Source organism: Bacillus sp. FSL W7-1034, assembly GCF_038593365.1.
Lineage (GTDB): Bacteria > Bacillota > Bacilli > Bacillales > Bacillaceae > Bacillus > Bacillus altitudinis.
In genome coordinates this window covers 2,020,579-2,040,629 of record NZ_CP151989.1, presented here as the reverse complement: position 1 = coordinate 2,040,629, position 20,051 = coordinate 2,020,579, and the positions used below count along the sequence as shown (strand labels likewise).

Sequence of the window (20,051 nt, the reverse complement as noted above, 5' to 3'; positions counted from 1 at the left end):
TGTTAACTAATTCTATTAAAATTGCATAAAAAAAGCAGGTTCGCTTGGCTTGGAACGAACCTGTGAAGGAGGAAAACTACATCATGTTTTCACCTATATTATCCAATATTTATCAATTGTCGTCAAGACAAAAAGTTAGACGGAGGAAAATATTTTGACTGAATTGTGTCGTTTTGGCATGTATATCCTTTTTTTGATTGGGGATATTAACCGAAAAAAGAGGTGAAGCCGATGGCATACATTCTTTCAGTTGGAACAAGTCTGCCAAAACATCATGTGGATCAGCAAGCAGCTGCTCAATTTGCAAGGTCTCAATTTAAACGATCGTTTAAAGATATTGATCGGCTATTAAAAGCTTTTAATAATGGCGAAATAGAGAGCAGGCAGTTTGTACAGCCTATTGATTGGTATCAAGAACATCACTCTTTTGAAGAGAAAAATAATCTCTATGTCGAAAAAGCATTGGCTCATGCGAAAGAAGCCGTTTTTCACTGTCTGCATGAAACAGCGTTCCTTACAATGCCAGTTCCTTTTGATGAGATTGATGCTTTGTTTTTCATCTCCAGTACAGGGTTATCAACGCCAAGTCTTGATGCAAAGCTGATGAATGTTCTTCCATTTTCTCCTTATACGAAACGAGTGCCAATTTGGGGGTTAGGATGCGGGGGCGGGGCGGCAGGCTTATCCCGAGCTTATGAATACATCAGGGCGTATCCAGAAGCAAAAGTGCTCGTTGTTGCCTGCGAGCTTTGCAGCCTCACTTTTCAGCCGCAAGATCAATCAAAAAGCAATTTAATTGGAACCTCGCTGTTCGGTGACGGGACTGCGGCCGTTCTTTTAACTGGAGAAAAGGCTGCCTCTAAGTATACGCGGTTAAAAACAGTACCTAAAGTGCTTGGCACGCAGTCAGTGACCATGAAAGATTCTGAGGATGTGATGGGATGGGATTTTACCGCCGACGGATTTCGGGTCATCTTCTCACGTGACATTCCGTCCATCATTTCTGGATGGTTAAAAGAGCAAGTGGATCAATTTTTACATCAGCTAGGGTTTTCAACAGAGGATGTATCCGTTTTTCTTGCTCACCCTGGAGGAAAAAAAGTGATTGATGCCTATCTTGAAAGCCTATCTTTACAAGAGCATCAGCTATTTTCTTCAAAAGAGGTTCTGAAACAGAATGGAAACATGTCCTCTGCCACCGTTTTATATGTCATGAAGCATTTTCTTGAACATCAGTCACTAGATGCAGGACAGGTGGGGCTTTGCGGAGCACTTGGTCCAGGCTTTTCGTCAGAATTATTGCTCATGAAATGGGAGGGGCTCTCGTGATGATTTTCTGGATAGTGATTGGCATTTTCATTTGTCAGCGCCTCATTGAAGTGCTTGTGGCGAAAAGAAATGAAAAGAAGGTGAAGGCGATTGGAGCAATTGAATTTGGTGCAAGCCATTATCCTTATATGGTCGCTATGCATGCAGCTTTTTTCCTCTCGCTTATTGGAGAGACATGGCTGCTGCATCGTCAACCGTCTCGTTTTTTCCTATTGCTGCTTGTGTTCCTGCTTGCTATCCAGGTGATTCGGTACTGGGCACTATGTTCACTTGGGACGTTTTGGAATACAAAAATCTTAGTCGTTCCAAATGCGATGATTGTAAAAAAGGGGCCGTATCGCTGGTTGAAGCATCCTAACTATGTGGTGGTGGCGATTGAACTGATGTTCATTCCGCTGCTATTTAACGCATTTATTACTGCCATTTTGTTTACGTGTTTAAATGGATGGATGATGATGGTCAGAATACAAACAGAAGAAAAAGCACTGAATCAGTATTTACTAAATTAATATTGAAAATCATTATCAATTGTGCTACACTTTCATTAATGATAAACATTCTCAATCATGAAGGATGGACGGTGATCACATGACAATGATTTTCTTACTCGGTACGGTCTGTGTATACAGCTTATTGATTGGCTTCGTATTAAAAGGTGTTTCAAAAAAATCTGCTTCCTGATTGCAGTCCATTGCGACTGATCGGGCAGCAGATTTTTTTATTTCCTCAGATGAGAAGAAAAATCTCTTTATTTTGTGTAAAATGGTACACATACATAACTGACTTTTCTAAAAACAAAGGGGTTTATCGTCATGAAAGACTTGTCTATTCAAGATTCGCTCGTTCAAACTACAGGTGCTTTATATCAAAGCCTTCTGAAAAGGGATGATCACGAGCGCGCAGCCAAACTTGCATCTATTATGAAAAAGGAAGCTGAAGAAGAAGTATATATCGCATTTACCGGTCACTATTCTGCTGGTAAGTCATCACTAGTGAATCATCTTCTTCATGATCACATCCTGCCCACAAGCCCAATTCCAACGAGTGCAAACTTGGTTGTTGTCAGGAAAGGGGTCAGTGAAGTTCAGCTCCATACGTCTGATGGACGTTTTGCAAAAATGAGCGGCTCTTATGATAAAGAAGCGGTGCAGCGTTTTTGTAAAGATGGGGAACAAATTGAGATGGTGGAAATTAGCGGTGATTATAGTGGACTTGAAGAAAAAGTGGCACTCATTGATACGCCGGGAATTGATTCAACGGATCATGCGCACTTTTTATCCGCTGCTTCTATTCTTCATCAAGCGGATGCGCTTTTTTATGTCGTTCATTATAACCATGTCCATTCTGAAGAAAACATTCGCTTCATTCGCTCGATTAAGGAGAAAGTGCCCAATCTTTATTTCATCGTCAATCAAGTGGATCGGCATGATGAACAAGAGACAACTTTTGAAAACTACAAAAAACAAGTCGTTGAGATGCTTTTAAAAGAAGGCATTGAAGAAGAACATCTATATTTTACTTCTGTGACGGATGAGGCACACCCAAAAAACGAAATGATCCGTTTAGTGAAGAAACTACAAGAATTACAAACCATGCCTAAAGCATCACTTCGAGCCTATACAGAGCAGAAAATCGAACATGTTTTAAAAGAACATATAGACTCGTTAAAAGAAGAACTGCATGAAGAGGACCTTGACGCGCAGCTTCAAGAAAAAAGGAATGAAGTGAAAGAACTAGAAGAGAAACGCCGATTTATTGAAAATGGTGCAAAGCAGGTAGAAGATGAAGTGTCTTCTGAAGTAGAGAACATCTTAAAAAATGCAAACCTCACGCCATTTAAGATGCGAGAGCTTGCAAGTGACTATATCGAATCGAAAGCACCTGGCTTTAAAGTAGGTTTACTTTTTGCCAAAAATAAAACCGAGCAGGAAAAGGAAAAGCGGGCAAATGATTTCTTAGCAGATGTAAAAAAGAGAATGAAAGCGGAAGTTGACTGGCACATTGCCGAGCTCCTCAAAAAAGAAATAAAACAGCATCAGCTTGGGGAAGCGTTATTAGACAAAGCCATGGCATTTGAGACACCTATTGAAGAATCCCTGCTTGAAAAGGTCATTCACCAAGGGGCAACTTTTTCTAACGAATATGTTCTTCAATATGCGAAAGATGCTGGTGAAGCATTGAAAAGACAGGCGAAACAGCAAGCGCTTCAATTGATTGAACAGATGATTGAAACCTTGAAAGACCAGCTCAAAAATGAACAGGAGAAGCAAGAGAAAAAATGGGAGCAAGCGAAACAAGAGCTTCAGAGCCTTGAGGGGTATAACGAAAAAAATGAACAAATAAGACAGGATATTCAGCATTTATGGGATATTTGGCAAAACGGAACGGATGAGCATATCCCAGGTGACTGGTTTTATGCGAAAAAGCAATGGATGCAGCACGACCAACTGGAGAAGAATCGCGCATCAATTCATGTTGAAGAGAGCGATCAAGCTGCTGAACGGACAAAGCGCGATCAATACCGTCAATCGCAGCATTTAACAACAGCACAATCGATTGCACAATTTAAAGAGCTTTCCCGCATTTTATCGCCTTTAGATATTCTAAAGTCTCAAAGAGATTCCTTTGAAAAACGAACAGAACGGCTACAGGCAAAAGAATTTACACTCGCTTTATTTGGCGCTTTTAGTTCTGGAAAATCTTCTTTTGCCAATGCGCTTGTTGGACGGAAGGTGTTACCATCATCTCCTACGCCAACAACTGCAACAATTAACAAACTGACACGACCTACGGAAGATCATCCTCATGAAAGTGTCAAAGTGGTGTTTAAAACCAAGCAGGACATTCTAGAGGAACTCGATCAGATTCTTGGATTTTCGATCACAACAGAAAAAGGAGATTCGTTTAAGGCAAAGCTGGAAAGAGTACTGAAAAAACGGCAGCTCGAACAGGATCACCGAATCATTGTAGAACATTTTCTACAAGCCTATGCCAAGTTTCATGATGACATTGACAACCAAACCAATTTACATGTCACACTTCAAGAATTAAAGCCTTATGTAGCGGAAGAATCTGTTTCTTGTGTGGTGAAGGAAGTGACGGTGTATTTAAGTACACCTCTGACAGATAAAGGACTGACGATTGTCGATACACCAGGTGCTAGCAGTATGAATAAGCGTCATACAGAAATCGCCTTCCAGTATATGAAGGATGCAGACGCCCTTCTTTATTTAACGTATTATCAGCATTCTTTCTCAAAAGCTGATCGCTCATTTTTACGGAAGCTTGGACTCGTAAAAGATTCCTTTAGCATGGATAAAATGTTCTTTATCATCAATGCAGCTGATTTGGCTAAGGATCAAGCAGAGCTTGAAACCGTATTTGACTATGTACGAAGCGAGCTCACAAAAGAAGGTATCCGCAATCCAAACCTGCATCATGTGTCTAGTAAGGAAGAGATCGAAGGGAAAGAGCCGACATCTTATAATCAATATGCAACACTGAGAAAACAGCTCGACTATTTTATTGAGGAAGAATTAACGAAAGATGCCATTGAACTTTTGCATTTTGAAGCTAATACATTATGTACAACGGTCGATAGACTACGTGCGACCTTGCATCAATCAGAAGATGAGAAAGAAGCTGAAAAGAAAAACATCAAGACATCCTATGAAGCCATTCTCGAAAAAATGCAAGATGTGAAACGGTCTAAACTTGTGACCGAAAGCGTAAAAAAAGACGTGCATGAACAGCTCTATCATATTGTACAGCGGCTTTCATTATTTGCGAATGATCTATTAAAGTCGGCTTTTTATCCTGGCATATCTCAAGGGAATTTTGGTCAGCAGTTAAAAAAGGCACTTGAGAAAGCGTTAAAGGAGTATGAATTTGAATTTGTGCAGGAGCTCAAGGCACTTGATATCCGAATGGAATCGTTTATCCATCATTATTTCCAGGAGGAGTGGGAAAAAGGGATGCAGGCTGCATGTGCGGAAGATCCTTACTTTTCTCTTAGCCTGTCAGCCCCTGAGGAGAAAAATGCTGAGCTAAAACAAATTGAAGTTGAAGCAGAGATTACACCATTTGAGCCGCTTTTAAAGAAACAAAAATCAGCGAAAGCCTTCTTTGAACAAAATGAAAAGGCTACGTTTATTGAAGCCATTCGAGATGTTCTACATCAAATGACAACACGTTGGGCAGATAACGAAAAAGAAGAGTTGCTGAGCAGATATGAAAAGCTAGTGAAGACCTATACGGAAAGGTACGAACAAGATGCTCTCCAACAGCTCAATGAGCAAAAACAGACATTTATGACGAGCCTTACAACAGATGCTGAAAAACAGGCGGTCATTGAACAAGTTTATGAACAAACAAATGAATGGAAGAACCAGTTGAAAACGATATGATTCATGGTAGACTATATAAAAAAGAAAGCAGTTGATAGACGATGACGAGCGTACACGAAGAAATTTCTGCACATTCACAGAAACAACATGCCCACATCCAATCTTTTCTTGCACTTGAACAAAAAAGAGAGCAGGCGATTGAATCGGCTGTGAAAAAATGTGAACACAATGAACCATTTTCAACAGATGACATCAATGCCATTACGTCTAAAATGAATGAGCTTGCTCGAGGCGGAATTGTTCCGCTTCGTAAACATGTCACGATTGAGATGGTGGAGGAATACACCCAGCGTAAACAGAAGTAAAGAGTAACTTTCTCATTTTTGGTCATCTTAACAAATGAACCAGAAAGGGGAATGTTCATGGCAAAAAAGCAAAACGTAAAGCAGCAGGAGGAGCGCATGCCGAAGGAAAAAGGCATGCCATCCTACGCAGAAGCGGAAACGAAAAAAATGCAATATGGTAAAAAGTAATCGGGCTGCCTCTTCTTTATCAAAAGAAGAAGGCGCCTTTTTTATGTTCGTTTCGATGTTCTATGATAGAATAGGAGTATTGTTTATAAAAAGGGAGTTTAGATGAATGAATAAACACGTCTTACTTGTAGATGGCATGGCACTTCTTTTTAGGTCGTTTTATGCGACGGCCGTCCATCGCAATTTTATGATAAATGATCGTGGTGTGCCGACAAATGGAGTGAATGGTTATTTGAAGCATTTGTTAACAGCTGTCCAAACATTTGAGCCGACTCATATCGTATGCTGCTGGGATATGGGGAGCCAGACATACCGGAACGAATTGTTTCAAGATTATAAAGCCAATCGAGGCGAGGCGCCTGTTGAGCTTATCCCGCAGTTTGATTTAGCAAAAGAGGCGACAGAAGAACTGGGGATCATGAACATTGGTGTGAAAGGTTTTGAAGCAGATGATTGTATTGGAACGCTTGCATCAATCTATCAAAACGAAGCACATGTGACCGTCTTAACAGGAGATAAAGATTTGCTGCAGATCTTGCATGAACAAGTGACCGTGGCTTTAATGCAAAAAGGCATCGGGAATTATAAGCATTATACAAAAGCCCTTTTTGAAGAGGAAATGGGCATATCTCCAAAGGCGCTGATTGATATGAAAGCGCTGATGGGTGATGCTAGCGATAATTACCCTGGTGTAAAAGGAATCGGCGAAAAAACAGCATTGAAATTTATCCAAACGTATCAAACGATTGATCGACTGTTAGAAAATGTTCATGCATTAACGGCAGCTCAGCAAAAGAAAATGCAAGCAGGATTAGAAGATCTGAAGCTTTCTCGTATACTGGCAGAAATTAAATGTGATGTACCACTCAGCTGTCCGATTGACGAAACAAAAATAAAAATGGACCCAGAGCGGGCAGCGGCAATGCTTCGCTTGCATCAAATCAAAGGGATCGAACCAATGGTTAACCGCTTAAGTCAATTTGGAATCAGTTAAGGTTGTTCTTATGTAGAAAAGAAACAAAGGGCTACATGTATTAGCCCTTTGTGTTGCTTTTTTTCGCCTTATTTTCTAATTGCGATATTGGCTGTTTATCTTTTGTTTGCGCATCACCTTGAGGAGTCGTTCCGTTTGTGACACGGCCTCTGTTCTCTTTATCCAATTCGTATCACCTCACACATTAGCATAACCAAAAGAAAAGCGATTCATCCTTTTGAAAGGTGAATCGCTTTTCTAGCGAGCTGATCAGCCACTTGATTTTCCTTGCTCGGAATCCACTTAATGAAAAATAAATCAAATTCGCTTTGAAGCTGCAGCATTTCTTCGATAAAATGACGAAAAGATGGATTTTTAGCAAATCCTGCATTGGCTGCACGATCCACTACTTGTGAATCAGTGCGGAATGACACGGTCCGTAATCCTTTTTCTACGCAAATTTTCATGCCTTCAATGAGCGCGGAAAACTCTGCTTCATGATTGCTCATGATGCCAAGAGGAATGGAGAAAGACTCAGCTTTTCCGTCATATTTCAAGAAAATGCCGATGCCAGATGGACCTGGGTTTCCGGCACTAGCACCGTCAATATATATTTCAGCTGGCAATTTATTTCCCCCTTTCATCAATCGGAACCATTTTTTTCGCCGCATAGGCATAAGGTGTGCCAATGGCAGCGACGATAAATTTAATCACATAAGTCGTGATGAAAATTTCGATCCATATATGGAATGGGTAGGTCCCAAGAAAGGCAATGGTTGTGAAAACGAGTGTATCAAGTAGCTGGCTAATCATTGTACTCCCCGCATTTCGCAGCCAGAGCGCACCATCTGAAGGAAATATCCGGCGAATAAACGAATATACATAAACATCTAACATTTGACTGATGATATAAGCAGCAAGACTACCAAGAGCGACCCTTGGCATAAAGCCAAATATCGTTTCTAATGATGATTGGGAAATGTCAGATGGAGCGGGATGGAAAAGCAAAGCCTCCTGCATGACAACAGTTAATGTTAAAAGGGTGGCAAAGCCAATCCAGACAGCTTTTTTCGCTTCGGTTTGTCCATATTTTTCATTGAGGACGTCCGTTGCAAAGAACACACTGCCATATAAAATGTTGCCAAGTGTTGCTGTTAAGCCAAATAATTCAACGGTTTTGACCACTTGTAAATTGGCAGCAACTGTTGCAAAACCAATCCAGACGAAAAGCCCCATCTTGCCAAATCCTTTATAAAATAGAAGAACAATGATAAAATTAATGATCGCAAATAAGATCCAAATACCTTCATTAAACAAGTGACATGAACTTCCTTTCTAAATGTAAAATGTAACTTTTTGATTATAGCATAACGAACGTTTACCTTAAAAGTATGGGAAGGCGATGTGATCAATGAAACTAAGAGCGCACTATACAATGAAAGTGAAATCGATTGGGTCCATTGCTTTTTTCCAAGAAGATTGGATGGAGCTCAAAGAGGCCTTGCTTTTAGCAAAACATATAGACAAAAAAGAACCGCAGTCACTTCTAACATTTGAAGATGAAAAGGGTGCGATGTGGTCGATGAAAGAACTTGAAAAGCTAAACGAAGAACTTAGGCTTGAACCCGATCAGCTTCAGGTCTATTTTGATGCGAGTTTTCGCAAAGAAACAGGTGATGCTGGGCTTGGAATTGTCGTGTATTATCAGCTCGGACAGGATGCATACCGGTTAAGGAAGAATCAGCCTTTTCAGAGCACCACGAACAATGAGGCAGAGTATGCGGCTTTATTTGAAGCGGTAAAAGCTTTAAAAGAACTGGGAGCCAGCAGAAACTCTGTTACGATTAGAGGAGATTCTCTTGTTGTGATGAATCAGCTCAAAGGGGAATGGCCTTGTTATGATGATATACATAACAAATGGCTCGACCGAATTGAGGCTGCGATCAAAGAGCTGAAGCTCACGCCAACATATGAAGTCATCGATCGTAAACAAAATGCAGAAGCAGATCAGCTTGCCAGACAGATACTTGCAGACGTCCCTATCGAAAGTAAGTTGAAATTAGAAGCAGACGGAGCTGAATAAAGTGGATAAAAAAACAGCAGTAAAAGAATTAACAGATCTTCAAGACACGTATTGTTCAGATTGCTTGATTAAGAAGCACTTTCGTAAAGAATTTGGCAAAAAATACGCGCACTCCTTTTGTATACAGCAATGCACGGTAGGAGAGAAGATCAAACAATACGGGAATGAATTACTCAAAAAATAAGCGTACACTCCGGTTTTCCCCTAGATGTATCACACGTTCACGAAAAAAAACGAATAGAATGTGTAAAAAAAGAACATATTCTGAAAAATGAGCCGATATAACTATAGAAAGTTTTGGTTGAGTTACTTTTTGACTAAGTGACGGATAATAGAGGAAAAGGGGAAGGCCGGCATGGATAATAAGGATTTTGAAACGGTATTACATCGGACATTTCAAGAGGTGTACAGTGATCTAGAGCAACTGGTAGATGTAGCAAAGAAGGGAAGACCTTTTCTCGAAAAAGATATCTCTGAAATCGAACAAAGATTAAAGCAAAATATTTTAGCGATTGAAATTCAGCTGAAAATCAAATAAGAGAGGCATATGCCTCTCTTTATTTTGTCGTTTCATCATTGATTGAGTTGATTAGATTTTTGTTACGTTTGCAGCTTGAGGTCCACGATTACCTTCAACGATTTCAAAAGAAACTTCTTGTCCTTCTTCTAGAGATTTGTAACCGTCACCTTCGATAGCTGTGAAGTGAACGAATACGTCGTCTCCGCCTTCAACTTCAATGAAGCCGAAACCTTTTTCATTATTGAACCATTTTACTTTACCGTTTTGCATATTGCTTTTTCCTCCTAGTACTGTAGCACACCTTTCGGCATACTAAAAAAAATTTTTCATCACCTAACGACTTAAGAAGTTGTTAAATGATGGTTCCACTATACACCATCAAAAGTAAAGCGTCAAGCAGGCAAGCCAAATTTTGAGCAGAATGTTTGATTTTTTTGTTTTTTTAGTGAATGACATTTATCTATAAAACGTCCTAATCTCATGAAACCTAACGTATAACTTGTCCGTATATAGTAAAAATACAGAAAGAGGTGCGTCATGAATCGTTACACAATTGAGGAGTTTGTTCAGAATACGCAGCAAGAAGACAAAGGGGAAGGGGTTTTTGAACTTGAAACACCAAGATTGTTAGAAATTAATTTAACGGATACCATTTGGGCAAAAACAGGCTCCATGGTTTCATATCGCGGGAAAATAAAGTTTGAACGGGAAGGTGTGTTTGAACACGGTGTGTCAAAGATGTTCAAAAAAATGTTATCAGGAGAAGGAACTTCTTTGATGAAGGCCACAGGTGATGGGAAATTATATGTAGCAGACCAAGGGAAAAAAATTTCGATTCTTCGATTGGCTCAAGGGGAGTCTATTTTCGTTAATGGAAACGACTTGCTCGCATTTGAACCGTCTGTTCGGTGGGATATTAAATTAATGAAAAAGGTGTCTGGCATGCTTGCAGGCGGATTATTTAATGTCAAACTTGAAGGACCAGGTCTTGTGGCAATCACAAGTCATTACGAACCGCTGACGCTGATTGTTCAGCCAGGTGATTCTGTTTATACAGATCCGAATGCGACGGTCGCATGGTCAGGAGATTTGCAGACTGAATTTGTGACAGATGTATCGTTCAAAACGTTTATTGGCAGGGGAAGCGGAGAGTCTATTCAAATGAAGTTTAGCGGAAGCGGCTTTGTTGTCGTGCAGCCGTTTGAAGAAGTGTATACAACGAATGGGAATCAAGGTTAAAAGAAGAAAGGTGTCCGTCAATGACGGACACCTTTTTATGATAATGCTTGAGCATACGATTTGTTGCTCATGATCAGATCTGATTGTTCGACGATATCTTCTAAAATGGTTTGAGAAGACTGTTTTAAGTGTAATTTTTTGATGTTTTGTTTCATGGATTCTAATTTTTCTTCGTCTTGCAACAAGTTGGTGACAGATTCTAAAATGTCTTCGTGTCTGTTGATGACAATGGCAGCACCGTAATCTTCAAAGAAAAGAGCATTTTCTTTTTCTTGTCCTGGAACAGGTTTGTAAAGAATAACTGGGACACCAATTGCTGTTGCTTCTGTTAATGTAATTCCGCCCGGTTTTGTAATCATACAGTCCGTTACTCTGAACAATTCATCAATTTGTTCCACATATCCAAGCGCCTTCAATTGATTTGGGTGTGCTTGTTCAAGTTCGCTAAGCGATTGCTTCAGCGCTGCATTCTTACCGCACACAACAACAATTTGTACTTCACTGTCAAGAAGTAGTGCTTCACACAGTTCCTTCACATTTTTTAGTACACCATGGGCACCCGCCATAATGAGAAGGACTTTTTTGTCTGATGATAATCCATATTTTTTATAGATGATCGATTTAGGCACGTCTACTTCAAATTGTGGTCTAATCGGAATGCCTGTTACCTTGACATCGCTTGGATGTGTGCCGATTTCTACTAGCTTTTGTTTCACATAATCGGTTGCAACATAGTATCGGTCAATGTTTTCATGTACCCAAATTTTATGAAGACAAAAGTCTGTCATCACATTAAATGTTGGAATGACTTTACCTGTTTTGTTTCGGTATTCAGGTACAACAATCATCGGGAATGTAATGATGATGATATCCGGATTGTGTAATTGAATTAATTCATCTAGACGCTTATTTCCCATCTTTAAATAAATGTTAAATTTGCGTTTATTGTAAATTTTATCTACACCGTAATAAAACAAGCGATAAAATTGTTTCCCAATGGAGAAGCTCTTTAAATATAAATATTGAGTCACTTCGGACACAATGGGATTTGATTCTTGATACAAATTAGAAACTATCACATGTTCAAACCCTTGGGATTTGCATTCATCATACAGTGTTTTTGCAACCTGCATATGTCCATTTCCATAATTTGCGGTCAAGATTAATATTTTTTTATTGGTATTCAAGAATATTCACCTCAAATGTAATCAACAACAACAAAACTTCGTACGAAACTATAAATCTCATAGGTCTACATATACATAAAGATAACATATAAACAGCGAGAGCATATCATTCGTTACGAAAGAATTAAACTAATTTTAAAAAACAAACAGACTAAATTGATAATGGAAGACAGAGCCATTTGTATTTTAACACATTTTAAGCATTTATCATCAGACTACAGTCTATTTTATTCCCACACATATGGTGTTTCTTGATAAACATAGTAATTAAGCCAATTCATAAACAGCAAAGTAGCATGGGCTTTCCAGCGGTTCACTGGAACTAATGTGTCTCCATCTTCGATGAAATAGTGGACGGGTTTTTTGACTGTATCATGTTTCAACAAATCTCTTTCATATTCCTGCTTCAATGTATCTGTATCGTATTCAGGATGTCCAGTTAAAAATACTTGTTTATCATCATCTGAAACAATTAAACAAACACCAGCTTCCTCAGACGTGCTCAATACTTTTAGATTCGGCGTGTTTTTTAATTGTTCTGTATTAATATCTGTATGCCTAGAATGTGGGACATAGTATACTTCATCGAAACCTCTTACTAATCTTTCTTTTTTCTCTTTGACAAGATGCTCAAAAACACCGAATTTTTTCTCTGGAAGCTTGATTTTTTCAATGCCATAATGATGATAAAGACCAGCCTGTGCCCCCCAGCATATATGGAGAGTAGACGTCACATTCGTTTTACTCCAGTCCAAAATGTCCTGCAGTTCTTTCCAATAGGAAACTTCTTCGAAAGCTAAATGCTCAATTGGTGCACCTGTAATGATCATGCCATCAAATTTTTTATGGCGAATCGAGTCAAAGGTCGTATAAAATTCATCTAGATGCTCTCTCGATGTATTCTTCGGTGTATGTGTACTTGGAATCAAAAATGTAAAATACACTTGCAAAGGAGAATTTCCGAGCATTCTCAGCAGCTGCGTTTCAGTTTGTATTTTTTTTGGCATTAAATTTAAGATCACGATATTCAAAGGACGGATATCTTGTTTGAATGCCCTTGTCTCATCCATGACGAAAATGTTTTCGCTCTCTAGTATTTGTTTTGCCGGCAGATGAACTGGTATGTTAATAGGCAACTCGCCACCCCCTGAACCAAAGCTAATTTCACTTCATTATAGGAACTTTCTGGCGATATTTCAATGTTTCAATTATGTTACAATGAAAAATAGAGCAAAAAAGAAAGCTGTTTCTGTCAAAAAAGGAGGCCATTAATCATGATCACAAAGCATTTATCAGATATTGACATTGCCCAAAAGGCAGAGCTGAGACCGATTCAAGACATCGCAGCAAAATTACAAATACATGACGAAGAATTAGAATGCTATGGTTTCACAAAAGCGAAAATATCTTTGACTATTTTTGACCGTTTAAAGGAACAAAAAGAAGGAAATGTGATTCTTGTGACTTCGATCAACCCAACGCCAGCAGGTGAGGGGAAGTCCACCGTAACAGTTGGCCTAGGTCAAGCCTTCGAGAAAATTGGGAAAAAAGCGATCATTGCCATGCGTGAACCTTCACTAGGTCCCACAATGGGTATTAAAGGTGGTGCAGCTGGCGGCGGATATTCACAGGTGTTGCCTATGGAAGAAATCAATCTTCATTTCACAGGGGATTTTCATGCGATTACATCTGCACATAACGCTTTATCTGCTTTTATTGATAATCATATCCATCACGGAAATGAGCTTGGGATCGACGCACGCCGAATTGTATGGAAACGAGTGTTAGATTTAAACGATCGTGCTCTAAGACAAGTGGTCGTAGGACTTGGCGGTCAATTAAATGGGTACCCTAGAGAAGATGGATTTGATATTACGGTTGCATCCGAAATGATGGCCATCCTCTGTTTAGCAGACGACTTAAACGATCTAAAAAAACGTCTTTCTTCTATTGTTGTTGCCTACAATCAAGAAGGTGAACCGGTCACAGTTGGAAATCTAGGATATGAAGGCGTATTAACCTTGCTTTTAAAAGATGCGCTGAAACCAAACCTTGTTCAAACGATTGAAGGAACTCCAGCCCTTGTTCATGGTGGTCCTTTTGCCAATATTGCACATGGATGCAATAGTTTAATTGCCACAAAAATGGCGGCAAAACTAGCAGATTACGTCGTAACAGAAGCGGGATTTGGTGCAGACCTCGGCGCGGAAAAATTTCTTCACATTAAAACAAGAGCCGGTGATTTTAAACCAGGCGCTGTTGTCATTGTAGCAACTGTCAGGGCGCTTAAAATGCATGGCGGAATGCAGAAAACAGAGCTCAAGGAAGCAAATGCACAGGCTGTATTAGAAGGTATACATAATTTAGAGAAGCATATTGAAACAGTGCAAGCCTTCGGTCTACCATACATCGTTGCAGTGAACCGTTTTATTACCGATACAAAAGAAGAAATTCAAGCAATAGAAAACTGGTGCGAAACGAATGGACATCCAGTCAAAGCCGTCAATGTATGGGAAGAAGGAGGAGCTGGCGGCGTAGCACTTGCCGAAGAGCTCACGACACTCATTGAAAAGAATGAAAACAGCTTTTCTTATTTATATGAGGAGCAAGATTCCATTGAAGAAAAGTTGTCAAAAGTCGCCAAAGTGGTTTATGGTGCAGACGGCGTCAACCTTACATCAAAAGCAAGAAAGCAGCTAGCTGCAATTGAGAAAAATGGCTGGGCCCATTTGCCGGTTTGTATGGCAAAAACGCAATATTCACTATCGGATGATCCGGCTTTAATCGGCAGACCAAAAGGCTTCACCGTTACGATTCGGGAGTTAAAACCATCTGTAGGAGCAGGTTTTATCGTTGCACTAACGGGAAGCATTCTGACCATGCCAGGTCTCCCTAAAAAACCTGCGGCACTTGAGATGGATTTATTAGAAGACGGCAGTGTGACTGGACTCTTTTAGCAGGAAGCATAAAAAGCGATTTTCTAAAAGAAGCATGTTACGATAGGAAAAAGTGAATCCTAGGAGGCTATGAGATGTCAATTTATGATATTCAGGTCAAGACCATTAACGGTCAGGAAAAATCAATGGCAGATTACAAAGGGAAAGTACTGATCATCGTGAACACAGCGAGCAAATGTGGACTGACCCCTCAATTTAAACAATTACAAGAGTTATACGATCAATATCATGAAAAGGGCCTTGAAATTTTAGGATTTCCGTGCAATCAATTTATGAATCAAGAGCCAGAAGGGGAAGAAGCAATTCAAGAATTCTGTTCGTTAAACTATGGTGTGACCTTCCCGATGTTTGCAAAAGTAGATGTCAATGGTGACAATGCGCATCCGCTTTTCAAATACTTAACGAGTCATGCGAAAGGTGTGCTTGGTACAAAAACGGTGAAATGGAATTTCACAAAATTTATCGTTGACCAAAACGGAGAAGTGACTGAACGATTCTCTCCTAAAACACCACCAAAAGAATTAGAAAGCTCCATTATCGCTCTTTTGGAGAAATAAGCATGTATTCGAGTAAGCAGCAAGAACAATTGGAGGCAGCTGCCTCCTTTGTTTCAAAACAGCTAAAGAATGAACCGACTGGACACGATGAAGCTCATATCAATCGTGTTCGCCAGCTTGCCGTCCATATTGCACAACAGGAGGGCGGGTCGCTTTTTGTCATTGAAATGGCAGCGATTGTCCATGATGTAATTGATGACAAGCTGTCTAGTGAATGGAAGCTTTCACCGCATGATCTCAAGCAGCAGCTCCTTTTGTGGGAAGTGGACACGCGAGATATTCGCTATATCATGGATATCATTACAACGATGTCTTTTCGTCACCGGCATATGCAACATAAGCCAGTGACATTAGAAGGGGCCATTGTTCAAGATGCAGATCGACTGGATGCAATAGGTGCAACCGGAATTGCAAGGGTGTTTACATATGCAGGTGCAAAAGGGGAGCCTCACTATACAGAGGGTGCTCACCAAGGCACAGTACTTTTGCATATGCAAGAAAAGCTGCTTCAATTAAAAGACTTGATGAACACACGTGCTGGAAAGCAGCTGGCTCATGAGCGACATGAGTTTATGTGTCTATTTATTAAGACATGGAAAGAAGAATGCGGCCTTACAGATGAGTAGGGTCTTTATGTGTGTAAGGAGGATGTATAGATGAAAATAACTGCCATAGAACCAACGCCAAGCCCGAATACAATGAAAGTCATTTTGACAGAAGCGCTTGCAGGCGGTAAAAGCAATAACTACAAAAAAGATCAAAAAGACGAAGCGCCAGAGATGATCAAGCGCATTTTAACCATTGAAGGTGTAAAAGGTGTTTACCATGTAGCCGATTTCTTAGCGGTTGAGCGTAATGCGAAATTTGACTGGCAAGGTATTTTACAGCAAGTCAGAGAAGCCTTTGGACAAGAAACAGAAGGGCTTCAGGGAGAATCGCAGTCAGGTGATGACACATTTGGAGAAGTCAAAGTGTTTGTTCAAATGTTTAATGGGATTCCGATGCAGGTGAAGCTGACAGACGGTGAAAGAGAAGAACGATTTGGAATGCCTGAACGTTTCCAGGCAGCGATTTTAAAGCTAAGAAGCAGTTCAGATAATGTTGTATTTGAACGTGTGTGGAAAGAACATGGCGTACGTTTTGGAGAATTTGCTGATATCGGTCAAGAAGTCACAGAAGAGCTGCAAGCTGCATATGACGACGAGCGTTTATCCCGTTTAACAGAGGCAGTGAAGGAAGGTCAAGAGGCTGTAGATAAACAAGTGAACCGAAAAGCATATGATGTGACAGAAGAGATGCTGCGCGATGAAGATTGGAAGAAACGTTTTGCTCATTTAGAGCAAATGCAGCCAGAGAAAAAAGATATACCTGTTTTAATGAAAGCGATGGAGGATCCAAAAACATCGATTCGCAGACAAGCTGTTGTGAATGCTGGCATGATTGAAGATCCAGCCATTTTGCCTATTTTGTATAAAGGGCTTGAAGATAAAACAGTGACGGTTAGAAGAACTGCTGGAGATTGTATTTCGGATCTTGGTGATCCTAGTGCGATTGAAGCGATGATCCAAGCCTTAAAGGACCCAAGTAAGCTTGTCCGCTGGCGTGCGGCCATGTTCCTTTATGAAGAAGGTGACGAAACAGCACTAGAAGCTTTAAAAGAAGCGGAGCAGGACCCTGAATTTGAAGTGAGTCTTCAAGTGAAAATGGCCATCGAACGAATTGAGCACGGAGAAGAAGCAAAAGGCTCTGTGTGGAAGCAAATGACAGAAAGTAGAAAAAATGCATCAGAATCATAAGAAAGACGAGCGGGCTGCCAATAAAAGGCAGCTTGTTTTCTGAAAATGGCTTTTTTATTGGCAGAAAAATTTTTTTAGAAAAATTATTTTGAATATTGTTGAAATATGAGAAAAAACTCTATATAGTAGTACCAATATAGAATATTGGAGGTCAGATTTTATGACACAATCCTTGCTGAGCACTTGCTTCAGCAGAGAAATCAGTCACTATCTATTATAGGTGGCTAAATAAACAGAAAATTTGTAAAATAAAATGAACTCAAAATCATACAGTCAACAAGACTAGTAGTATAGGAGGCTTTTTAAACAGATGGCAGAACTTCGCAGTAATATGATTAAACAAGGAATTGACAGAGCACCTCACCGAAGCTTACTAAGAGCAGCTGGGGTAAAAGATGAGGATTTTGGCAAACCGTTTATTGCCGTATGTAATTCCTATATTGATATTGTCCCAGGGCATGTCCATCTTCAGGAATTCGGAAAAATTGTGAAAGAAGCCATTCGTGAAGCTGGCGGTGTTCCATTTGAATTCAATACAATTGGGGTAGATGATGGTATTGCGATGGGGCATATTGGGATGAGATATTCATTGCCAAGCCGTGAAATCATTGCTGATTCAGTAGAGACCGTGGTGTCGGCACACTGGTTTGATGGCATGGTTTGTATTCCTAACTGTGATAAAATCACGCCAGGTATGATGATGGCTGCCATGCGTGTGAATATCCCAACTGTATTTGTCAGTGGTGGACCGATGGAAGCTGGTAGAACAAGTGATGGCAGAAAAATTTCTCTTTCTTCTGTCTTTGAAGGCGTAGGCGCATACCAATCAGGGAAAATTAATGAAGAGGAATTAAACGAATTAGAGCAATTTGGCTGTCCAACATGCGGATCTTGCTCTGGTATGTTTACAGCAAACTCAATGAACTGTTTAGCAGAGGCGCTAGGGATTGCTCTTCCTGGAAATGGAACCATTTTGGCGACTTCACCAGAACGAAGAGAATTTGCGAAGAAGTCAGCAAAACAATTGATGGAGCTAATCAAAAAAGACATTAAACCACGTGATATTGTCACTGAAAAAGCGATTGATAACGCATTTGCTTTAGATATGGCACTTGGTGGTTCAACAAATACAGTTCTTCATACATTGGCGATTGCAAATGAAGCAGGCGTTGAATATTCACTTGAGCGTATCAATGAAGTCGCAGAACGAGTGCCTCATTTATCGAAACTTGCTCCAGCTTCAGATGTTTATATTGAAGATTTACATGAAGCTGGCGGAGTGACCGCTGCACTAAATGAATTGTCCAAAAAAGAGGGGGCTCTTCATTTAGATACCATGACCGTCACAGCGAAAACGTTAGGTGAGAACATCGCGGGGCATGAGGTAAAAGATTATAACGTCATTTATCCAATTGACAAGCCATTTACTGAAAAGGGCGGTTTAGCCGTTTTATTTGGAAACCTTGCGCCAGATGGAGCGATCATTAAAACAGGCGGTGTACAAGACGGCATTACGCGTCATGAAGGACCTGCGATCGTATTTGAATCCCAAGAGGAAGCACTTGAAGGAATCATTAATCGAAAAGTAGAAGCAGGACATGTTGTCATTATTCGTTATGAAGGACCTAAAGGCGGTCCAGGCATGCCTGAAATGCTTGCACCAACTTCACAAATTGTTGGAATGGGACTTGGTCCAAAGGTTGCTTTAATTACAGACGGACGATTCTCCGGTGCTTCTCGCGGATTGTCTATTGGACACGTTTCTCCAGAGGCAGCAGAAGGCGGCCCGCTTGCCTTTGTTGAAAATGGTGATCATGTCGTTGTTGATATCGAAAAACGCATTTTAAGTGTAGATGTCCCGGAAGAAGAATGGGAAAAAAGAAAAGCAAACTGGAAAGGCTTTGAGCCAAAAGTAAAAACAGGTTACCTTGCCAGATACTCAAAACTTGTGACATCAGCCAATACAGGCGGAATCATGAAAATTTAATGTGAAATTGAACATTTGAAAATTGGCTCTCTCTATAGTATCCTTTATTCACAACATAAGGATTATAGAGGGGGCTTTTTTATGTCAATGGCATATGAAGAATATATGCGTCAGCTCGTCGTACCAATGCGCCAAGAACTGACAAGTGCAGGGTTTCAAGAATTGACGACTGAAGAAGAAGTAGAAAAAACGATGCAGGAAGCAGAAGGAACAACATTTGTTGTCGTCAATTCCGTATGCGGATGTGCTGCCGGTTTAGCACGCCCTGCTGCTACTCAAGCTGTCATGAAAGCAGAAAAAGCACCAGATCGAATGGTGACGGTCTTTGCTGGTCAGGACCGGGAAGCAACGGCTAAAATGAGAGAATACTTCACAGGTGAGGAGCCATCTTCTCCATCTATGGCACTTTTAAAAGGAAATGAACTTGTTCATTTTATCCCGCGTGACGAAATTGAAGGTCATGAAATGGAAGATATTATGAAGAACGTCTTATCTGCATTTGAAAAACATTGCTAATACAAATGTTGAAATGTCCTGTGATCCA

At 40.2% G+C, this 20,051-nt stretch carries 22 protein-coding genes; 16 read left to right on the top strand and 6 right to left on the bottom strand.

Annotated elements, in window-relative coordinates:
• Positions 1-231: 231 nt before the first annotated feature.
• From NST73_RS10370 to NST73_RS10345, 6 genes are all read left to right on the top strand, one after another.
• Positions 232-1,329: a 3-oxoacyl-[acyl-carrier-protein] synthase III C-terminal domain-containing protein gene (locus NST73_RS10370; RefSeq protein ID WP_144679454.1), complete on the top strand. Its 1,098-nt coding sequence runs from the start codon at positions 232-234 to the stop codon at positions 1,327-1,329.
• Positions 1,329-1,838 (top strand): isoprenylcysteine carboxylmethyltransferase family protein, encoded by a 510-nt coding sequence (locus tag NST73_RS10365; protein WP_144679456.1) that lies wholly within the window; start codon positions 1,329-1,331, stop codon positions 1,836-1,838. Before NST73_RS10370 ends, NST73_RS10365 begins: the two co-directional genes overlap by 1 nt.
• 64 nt (positions 1,839-1,902) lie before the next feature.
• Positions 1,903-2,010, top strand: coding sequence for a Fur-regulated basic protein FbpC (gene fbpC, locus NST73_RS10360; protein ID WP_306172627.1), 108 nt, complete (start codon positions 1,903-1,905; stop codon positions 2,008-2,010).
• A 131-nt stretch (positions 2,011-2,141) separates the two neighbouring features.
• A complete protein-coding gene (locus NST73_RS10355) occupies positions 2,142-5,735 on the top strand; it encodes a dynamin family protein (RefSeq protein WP_342499083.1) in 3,594 nt (1,197 codons plus the stop codon).
• Positions 5,736-5,776: 41 nt separating this feature from the next.
• The gene (locus NST73_RS10350; protein ID WP_100325388.1) at positions 5,777-6,040 is read left to right on the top strand and encodes a YpbS family protein; all 264 of its coding nucleotides are present in this window, start codon (positions 5,777-5,779) and stop codon (positions 6,038-6,040) included.
• Positions 6,041-6,314: 274 nt separating this feature from the next.
• Entirely contained in the window at positions 6,315-7,202 is an 888-nt protein-coding gene (locus tag NST73_RS10345; RefSeq protein ID WP_024718545.1) for a 5'-3' exonuclease, read from the top strand.
• Between the two features lie 40 nt (positions 7,203-7,242).
• On the opposite strand, the gene NST73_RS10340 is transcribed toward NST73_RS10345, so the two are convergent.
• Genes NST73_RS10340 through NST73_RS10330 form a run of 3 tightly spaced genes read right to left on the bottom strand, consistent with a single transcriptional unit; the run spans position 7,243 to position 8,498 of the window.
• Positions 7,243-7,368, bottom strand: coding sequence for a hypothetical protein (locus NST73_RS10340; protein ID WP_008346357.1), 126 nt, complete (start codon positions 7,366-7,368; stop codon positions 7,243-7,245).
• Positions 7,369-7,411: 43 nt separating this feature from the next.
• Positions 7,412-7,807 (bottom strand): reverse transcriptase-like protein, encoded by a 396-nt coding sequence (locus NST73_RS10335; RefSeq protein ID WP_017359712.1) that lies wholly within the window; start codon positions 7,805-7,807, stop codon positions 7,412-7,414.
• 1 nt (position 7,808) lies between these two features.
• On the bottom strand, positions 7,809-8,498 hold the full coding sequence (locus tag NST73_RS10330) for a queuosine precursor transporter (RefSeq protein ID WP_007500834.1): 690 nt from the start codon (positions 8,496-8,498) through the stop codon (positions 7,809-7,811).
• 94 nt (positions 8,499-8,592) lie between these two features.
• Between NST73_RS10330 and NST73_RS10325 the strand changes: the two genes are divergently transcribed.
• From NST73_RS10325 to NST73_RS10315, 3 genes are all read left to right on the top strand, one after another.
• Complete coding sequence (locus NST73_RS10325; protein WP_024718547.1) at positions 8,593-9,264, top strand: ribonuclease H family protein; 672 nt, start codon at positions 8,593-8,595, stop codon at positions 9,262-9,264.
• 1 nt (position 9,265) lies between these two features.
• A complete protein-coding gene (locus tag NST73_RS10320) occupies positions 9,266-9,448 on the top strand; it encodes a zinc-finger domain-containing protein (protein ID WP_008346366.1) in 183 nt (60 codons plus the stop codon).
• 171 nt (positions 9,449-9,619) lie between these two features.
• Entirely contained in the window at positions 9,620-9,802 is a 183-nt protein-coding gene (locus NST73_RS10315) for a hypothetical protein (RefSeq protein ID WP_008346368.1), read from the top strand.
• A gap of 51 nt (positions 9,803-9,853) precedes the next feature.
• On the opposite strand, the gene cspD is transcribed toward NST73_RS10315, so the two are convergent.
• Positions 9,854-10,054, bottom strand: a complete 201-nt coding sequence (gene cspD, locus NST73_RS10310; protein WP_003215784.1) for a cold-shock protein CspD — start codon at positions 10,052-10,054, stop codon at positions 9,854-9,856.
• A 267-nt stretch (positions 10,055-10,321) separates the two neighbouring features.
• Between cspD and NST73_RS10305 the strand changes: the two genes are divergently transcribed.
• Positions 10,322-11,023: an AIM24 family protein gene (locus NST73_RS10305; RefSeq protein ID WP_007500832.1), complete on the top strand. Its 702-nt coding sequence runs from the start codon at positions 10,322-10,324 to the stop codon at positions 11,021-11,023.
• A 35-nt stretch (positions 11,024-11,058) separates the two neighbouring features.
• Here NST73_RS10305 and NST73_RS10300 read toward each other — a convergent pair whose 3' ends face one another.
• A complete protein-coding gene (locus tag NST73_RS10300; RefSeq protein ID WP_007500831.1) occupies positions 11,059-12,210 on the bottom strand; it encodes a diglucosyl diacylglycerol synthase in 1,152 nt (383 codons plus the stop codon).
• A gap of 227 nt (positions 12,211-12,437) precedes the next feature.
• Positions 12,438-13,346, bottom strand: coding sequence for a homoserine O-succinyltransferase (metA, locus tag NST73_RS10295; RefSeq protein ID WP_008346374.1), 909 nt, complete (start codon positions 13,344-13,346; stop codon positions 12,438-12,440).
• Positions 13,347-13,484: 138 nt separating this feature from the next.
• On the opposite strand from metA, the gene NST73_RS10290 reads away from it, so the two are divergent.
• From NST73_RS10290 to NST73_RS10265, 6 genes are all read left to right on the top strand, one after another.
• Positions 13,485-15,167 carry a formate--tetrahydrofolate ligase gene (locus tag NST73_RS10290; protein ID WP_144679461.1) on the top strand — a complete coding sequence of 561 codons (1,683 nt, stop codon included), beginning with the start codon at positions 13,485-13,487 and terminating at the stop codon, positions 15,165-15,167.
• A 74-nt stretch (positions 15,168-15,241) separates the two neighbouring features.
• Positions 15,242-15,724, top strand: coding sequence for a glutathione peroxidase (locus tag NST73_RS10285; RefSeq protein WP_007500827.1), 483 nt, complete (start codon positions 15,242-15,244; stop codon positions 15,722-15,724).
• A gap of 2 nt (positions 15,725-15,726) precedes the next feature.
• On the top strand, positions 15,727-16,350 hold the full coding sequence (locus tag NST73_RS10280) for an HD domain-containing protein (RefSeq protein ID WP_039165605.1): 624 nt from the start codon (positions 15,727-15,729) through the stop codon (positions 16,348-16,350).
• A gap of 30 nt (positions 16,351-16,380) precedes the next feature.
• Positions 16,381-17,520: a conserved virulence factor C family protein gene (locus tag NST73_RS10275; RefSeq protein WP_017367471.1), complete on the top strand. Its 1,140-nt coding sequence runs from the start codon at positions 16,381-16,383 to the stop codon at positions 17,518-17,520.
• Between the two features lie 310 nt (positions 17,521-17,830).
• A complete protein-coding gene (ilvD, locus tag NST73_RS10270; RefSeq protein ID WP_007500822.1) occupies positions 17,831-19,507 on the top strand; it encodes a dihydroxy-acid dehydratase in 1,677 nt (558 codons plus the stop codon).
• Positions 19,508-19,588: 81 nt separating this feature from the next.
• Positions 19,589-20,023 (top strand): BrxA/BrxB family bacilliredoxin, encoded by a 435-nt coding sequence (locus NST73_RS10265; RefSeq protein WP_008346384.1) that lies wholly within the window; start codon positions 19,589-19,591, stop codon positions 20,021-20,023.
• Positions 20,024-20,051 lie beyond the last annotated feature (28 nt).

Bases quoted from the DNA above. Each gene is read 5' to 3' on its own strand.
- NST73_RS10285 (WP_007500827.1), top strand. From the start codon at position 15,242: ATGTCAATTTATGATATTCAGGTCAAGACCATTAACGGTCAGGAAAAA.
- NST73_RS10265 (WP_008346384.1), top strand. From the start codon at position 19,589: ATGTCAATGGCATATGAAGAATATATGCGTCAGCTCGTCGTACCAATG.
- NST73_RS10280 (WP_039165605.1), top strand. From the start codon at position 15,727: ATGTATTCGAGTAAGCAGCAAGAACAATTGGAGGCAGCTGCCTCCTTT.
- NST73_RS10355 (WP_342499083.1), top strand. From the start codon at position 2,142: ATGAAAGACTTGTCTATTCAAGATTCGCTCGTTCAAACTACAGGTGCT.
- NST73_RS10290 (WP_144679461.1), top strand. From the start codon at position 13,485: ATGATCACAAAGCATTTATCAGATATTGACATTGCCCAAAAGGCAGAG.
- NST73_RS10370 (WP_144679454.1), top strand. From the start codon at position 232: ATGGCATACATTCTTTCAGTTGGAACAAGTCTGCCAAAACATCATGTG.
- NST73_RS10275 (WP_017367471.1), top strand. From the start codon at position 16,381: ATGAAAATAACTGCCATAGAACCAACGCCAAGCCCGAATACAATGAAA.
- NST73_RS10365 (WP_144679456.1), top strand. From the start codon at position 1,329: ATGATTTTCTGGATAGTGATTGGCATTTTCATTTGTCAGCGCCTCATT.
- NST73_RS10315 (WP_008346368.1), top strand. From the start codon at position 9,620: ATGGATAATAAGGATTTTGAAACGGTATTACATCGGACATTTCAAGAG.
- fbpC (WP_306172627.1), top strand. From the start codon at position 1,903: ATGGACGGTGATCACATGACAATGATTTTCTTACTCGGTACGGTCTGT.
- NST73_RS10350 (WP_100325388.1), top strand. From the start codon at position 5,777: ATGACGAGCGTACACGAAGAAATTTCTGCACATTCACAGAAACAACAT.
- cspD (WP_003215784.1), bottom strand. From the start codon at position 10,054: ATGCAAAACGGTAAAGTAAAATGGTTCAATAATGAAAAAGGTTTCGGC.
- NST73_RS10305 (WP_007500832.1), top strand. From the start codon at position 10,322: ATGAATCGTTACACAATTGAGGAGTTTGTTCAGAATACGCAGCAAGAA.
- NST73_RS10345 (WP_024718545.1), top strand. From the start codon at position 6,315: ATGAATAAACACGTCTTACTTGTAGATGGCATGGCACTTCTTTTTAGG.
- NST73_RS10325 (WP_024718547.1), top strand. From the start codon at position 8,593: ATGAAACTAAGAGCGCACTATACAATGAAAGTGAAATCGATTGGGTCC.
- ilvD (WP_007500822.1), top strand. From the start codon at position 17,831: ATGGCAGAACTTCGCAGTAATATGATTAAACAAGGAATTGACAGAGCA.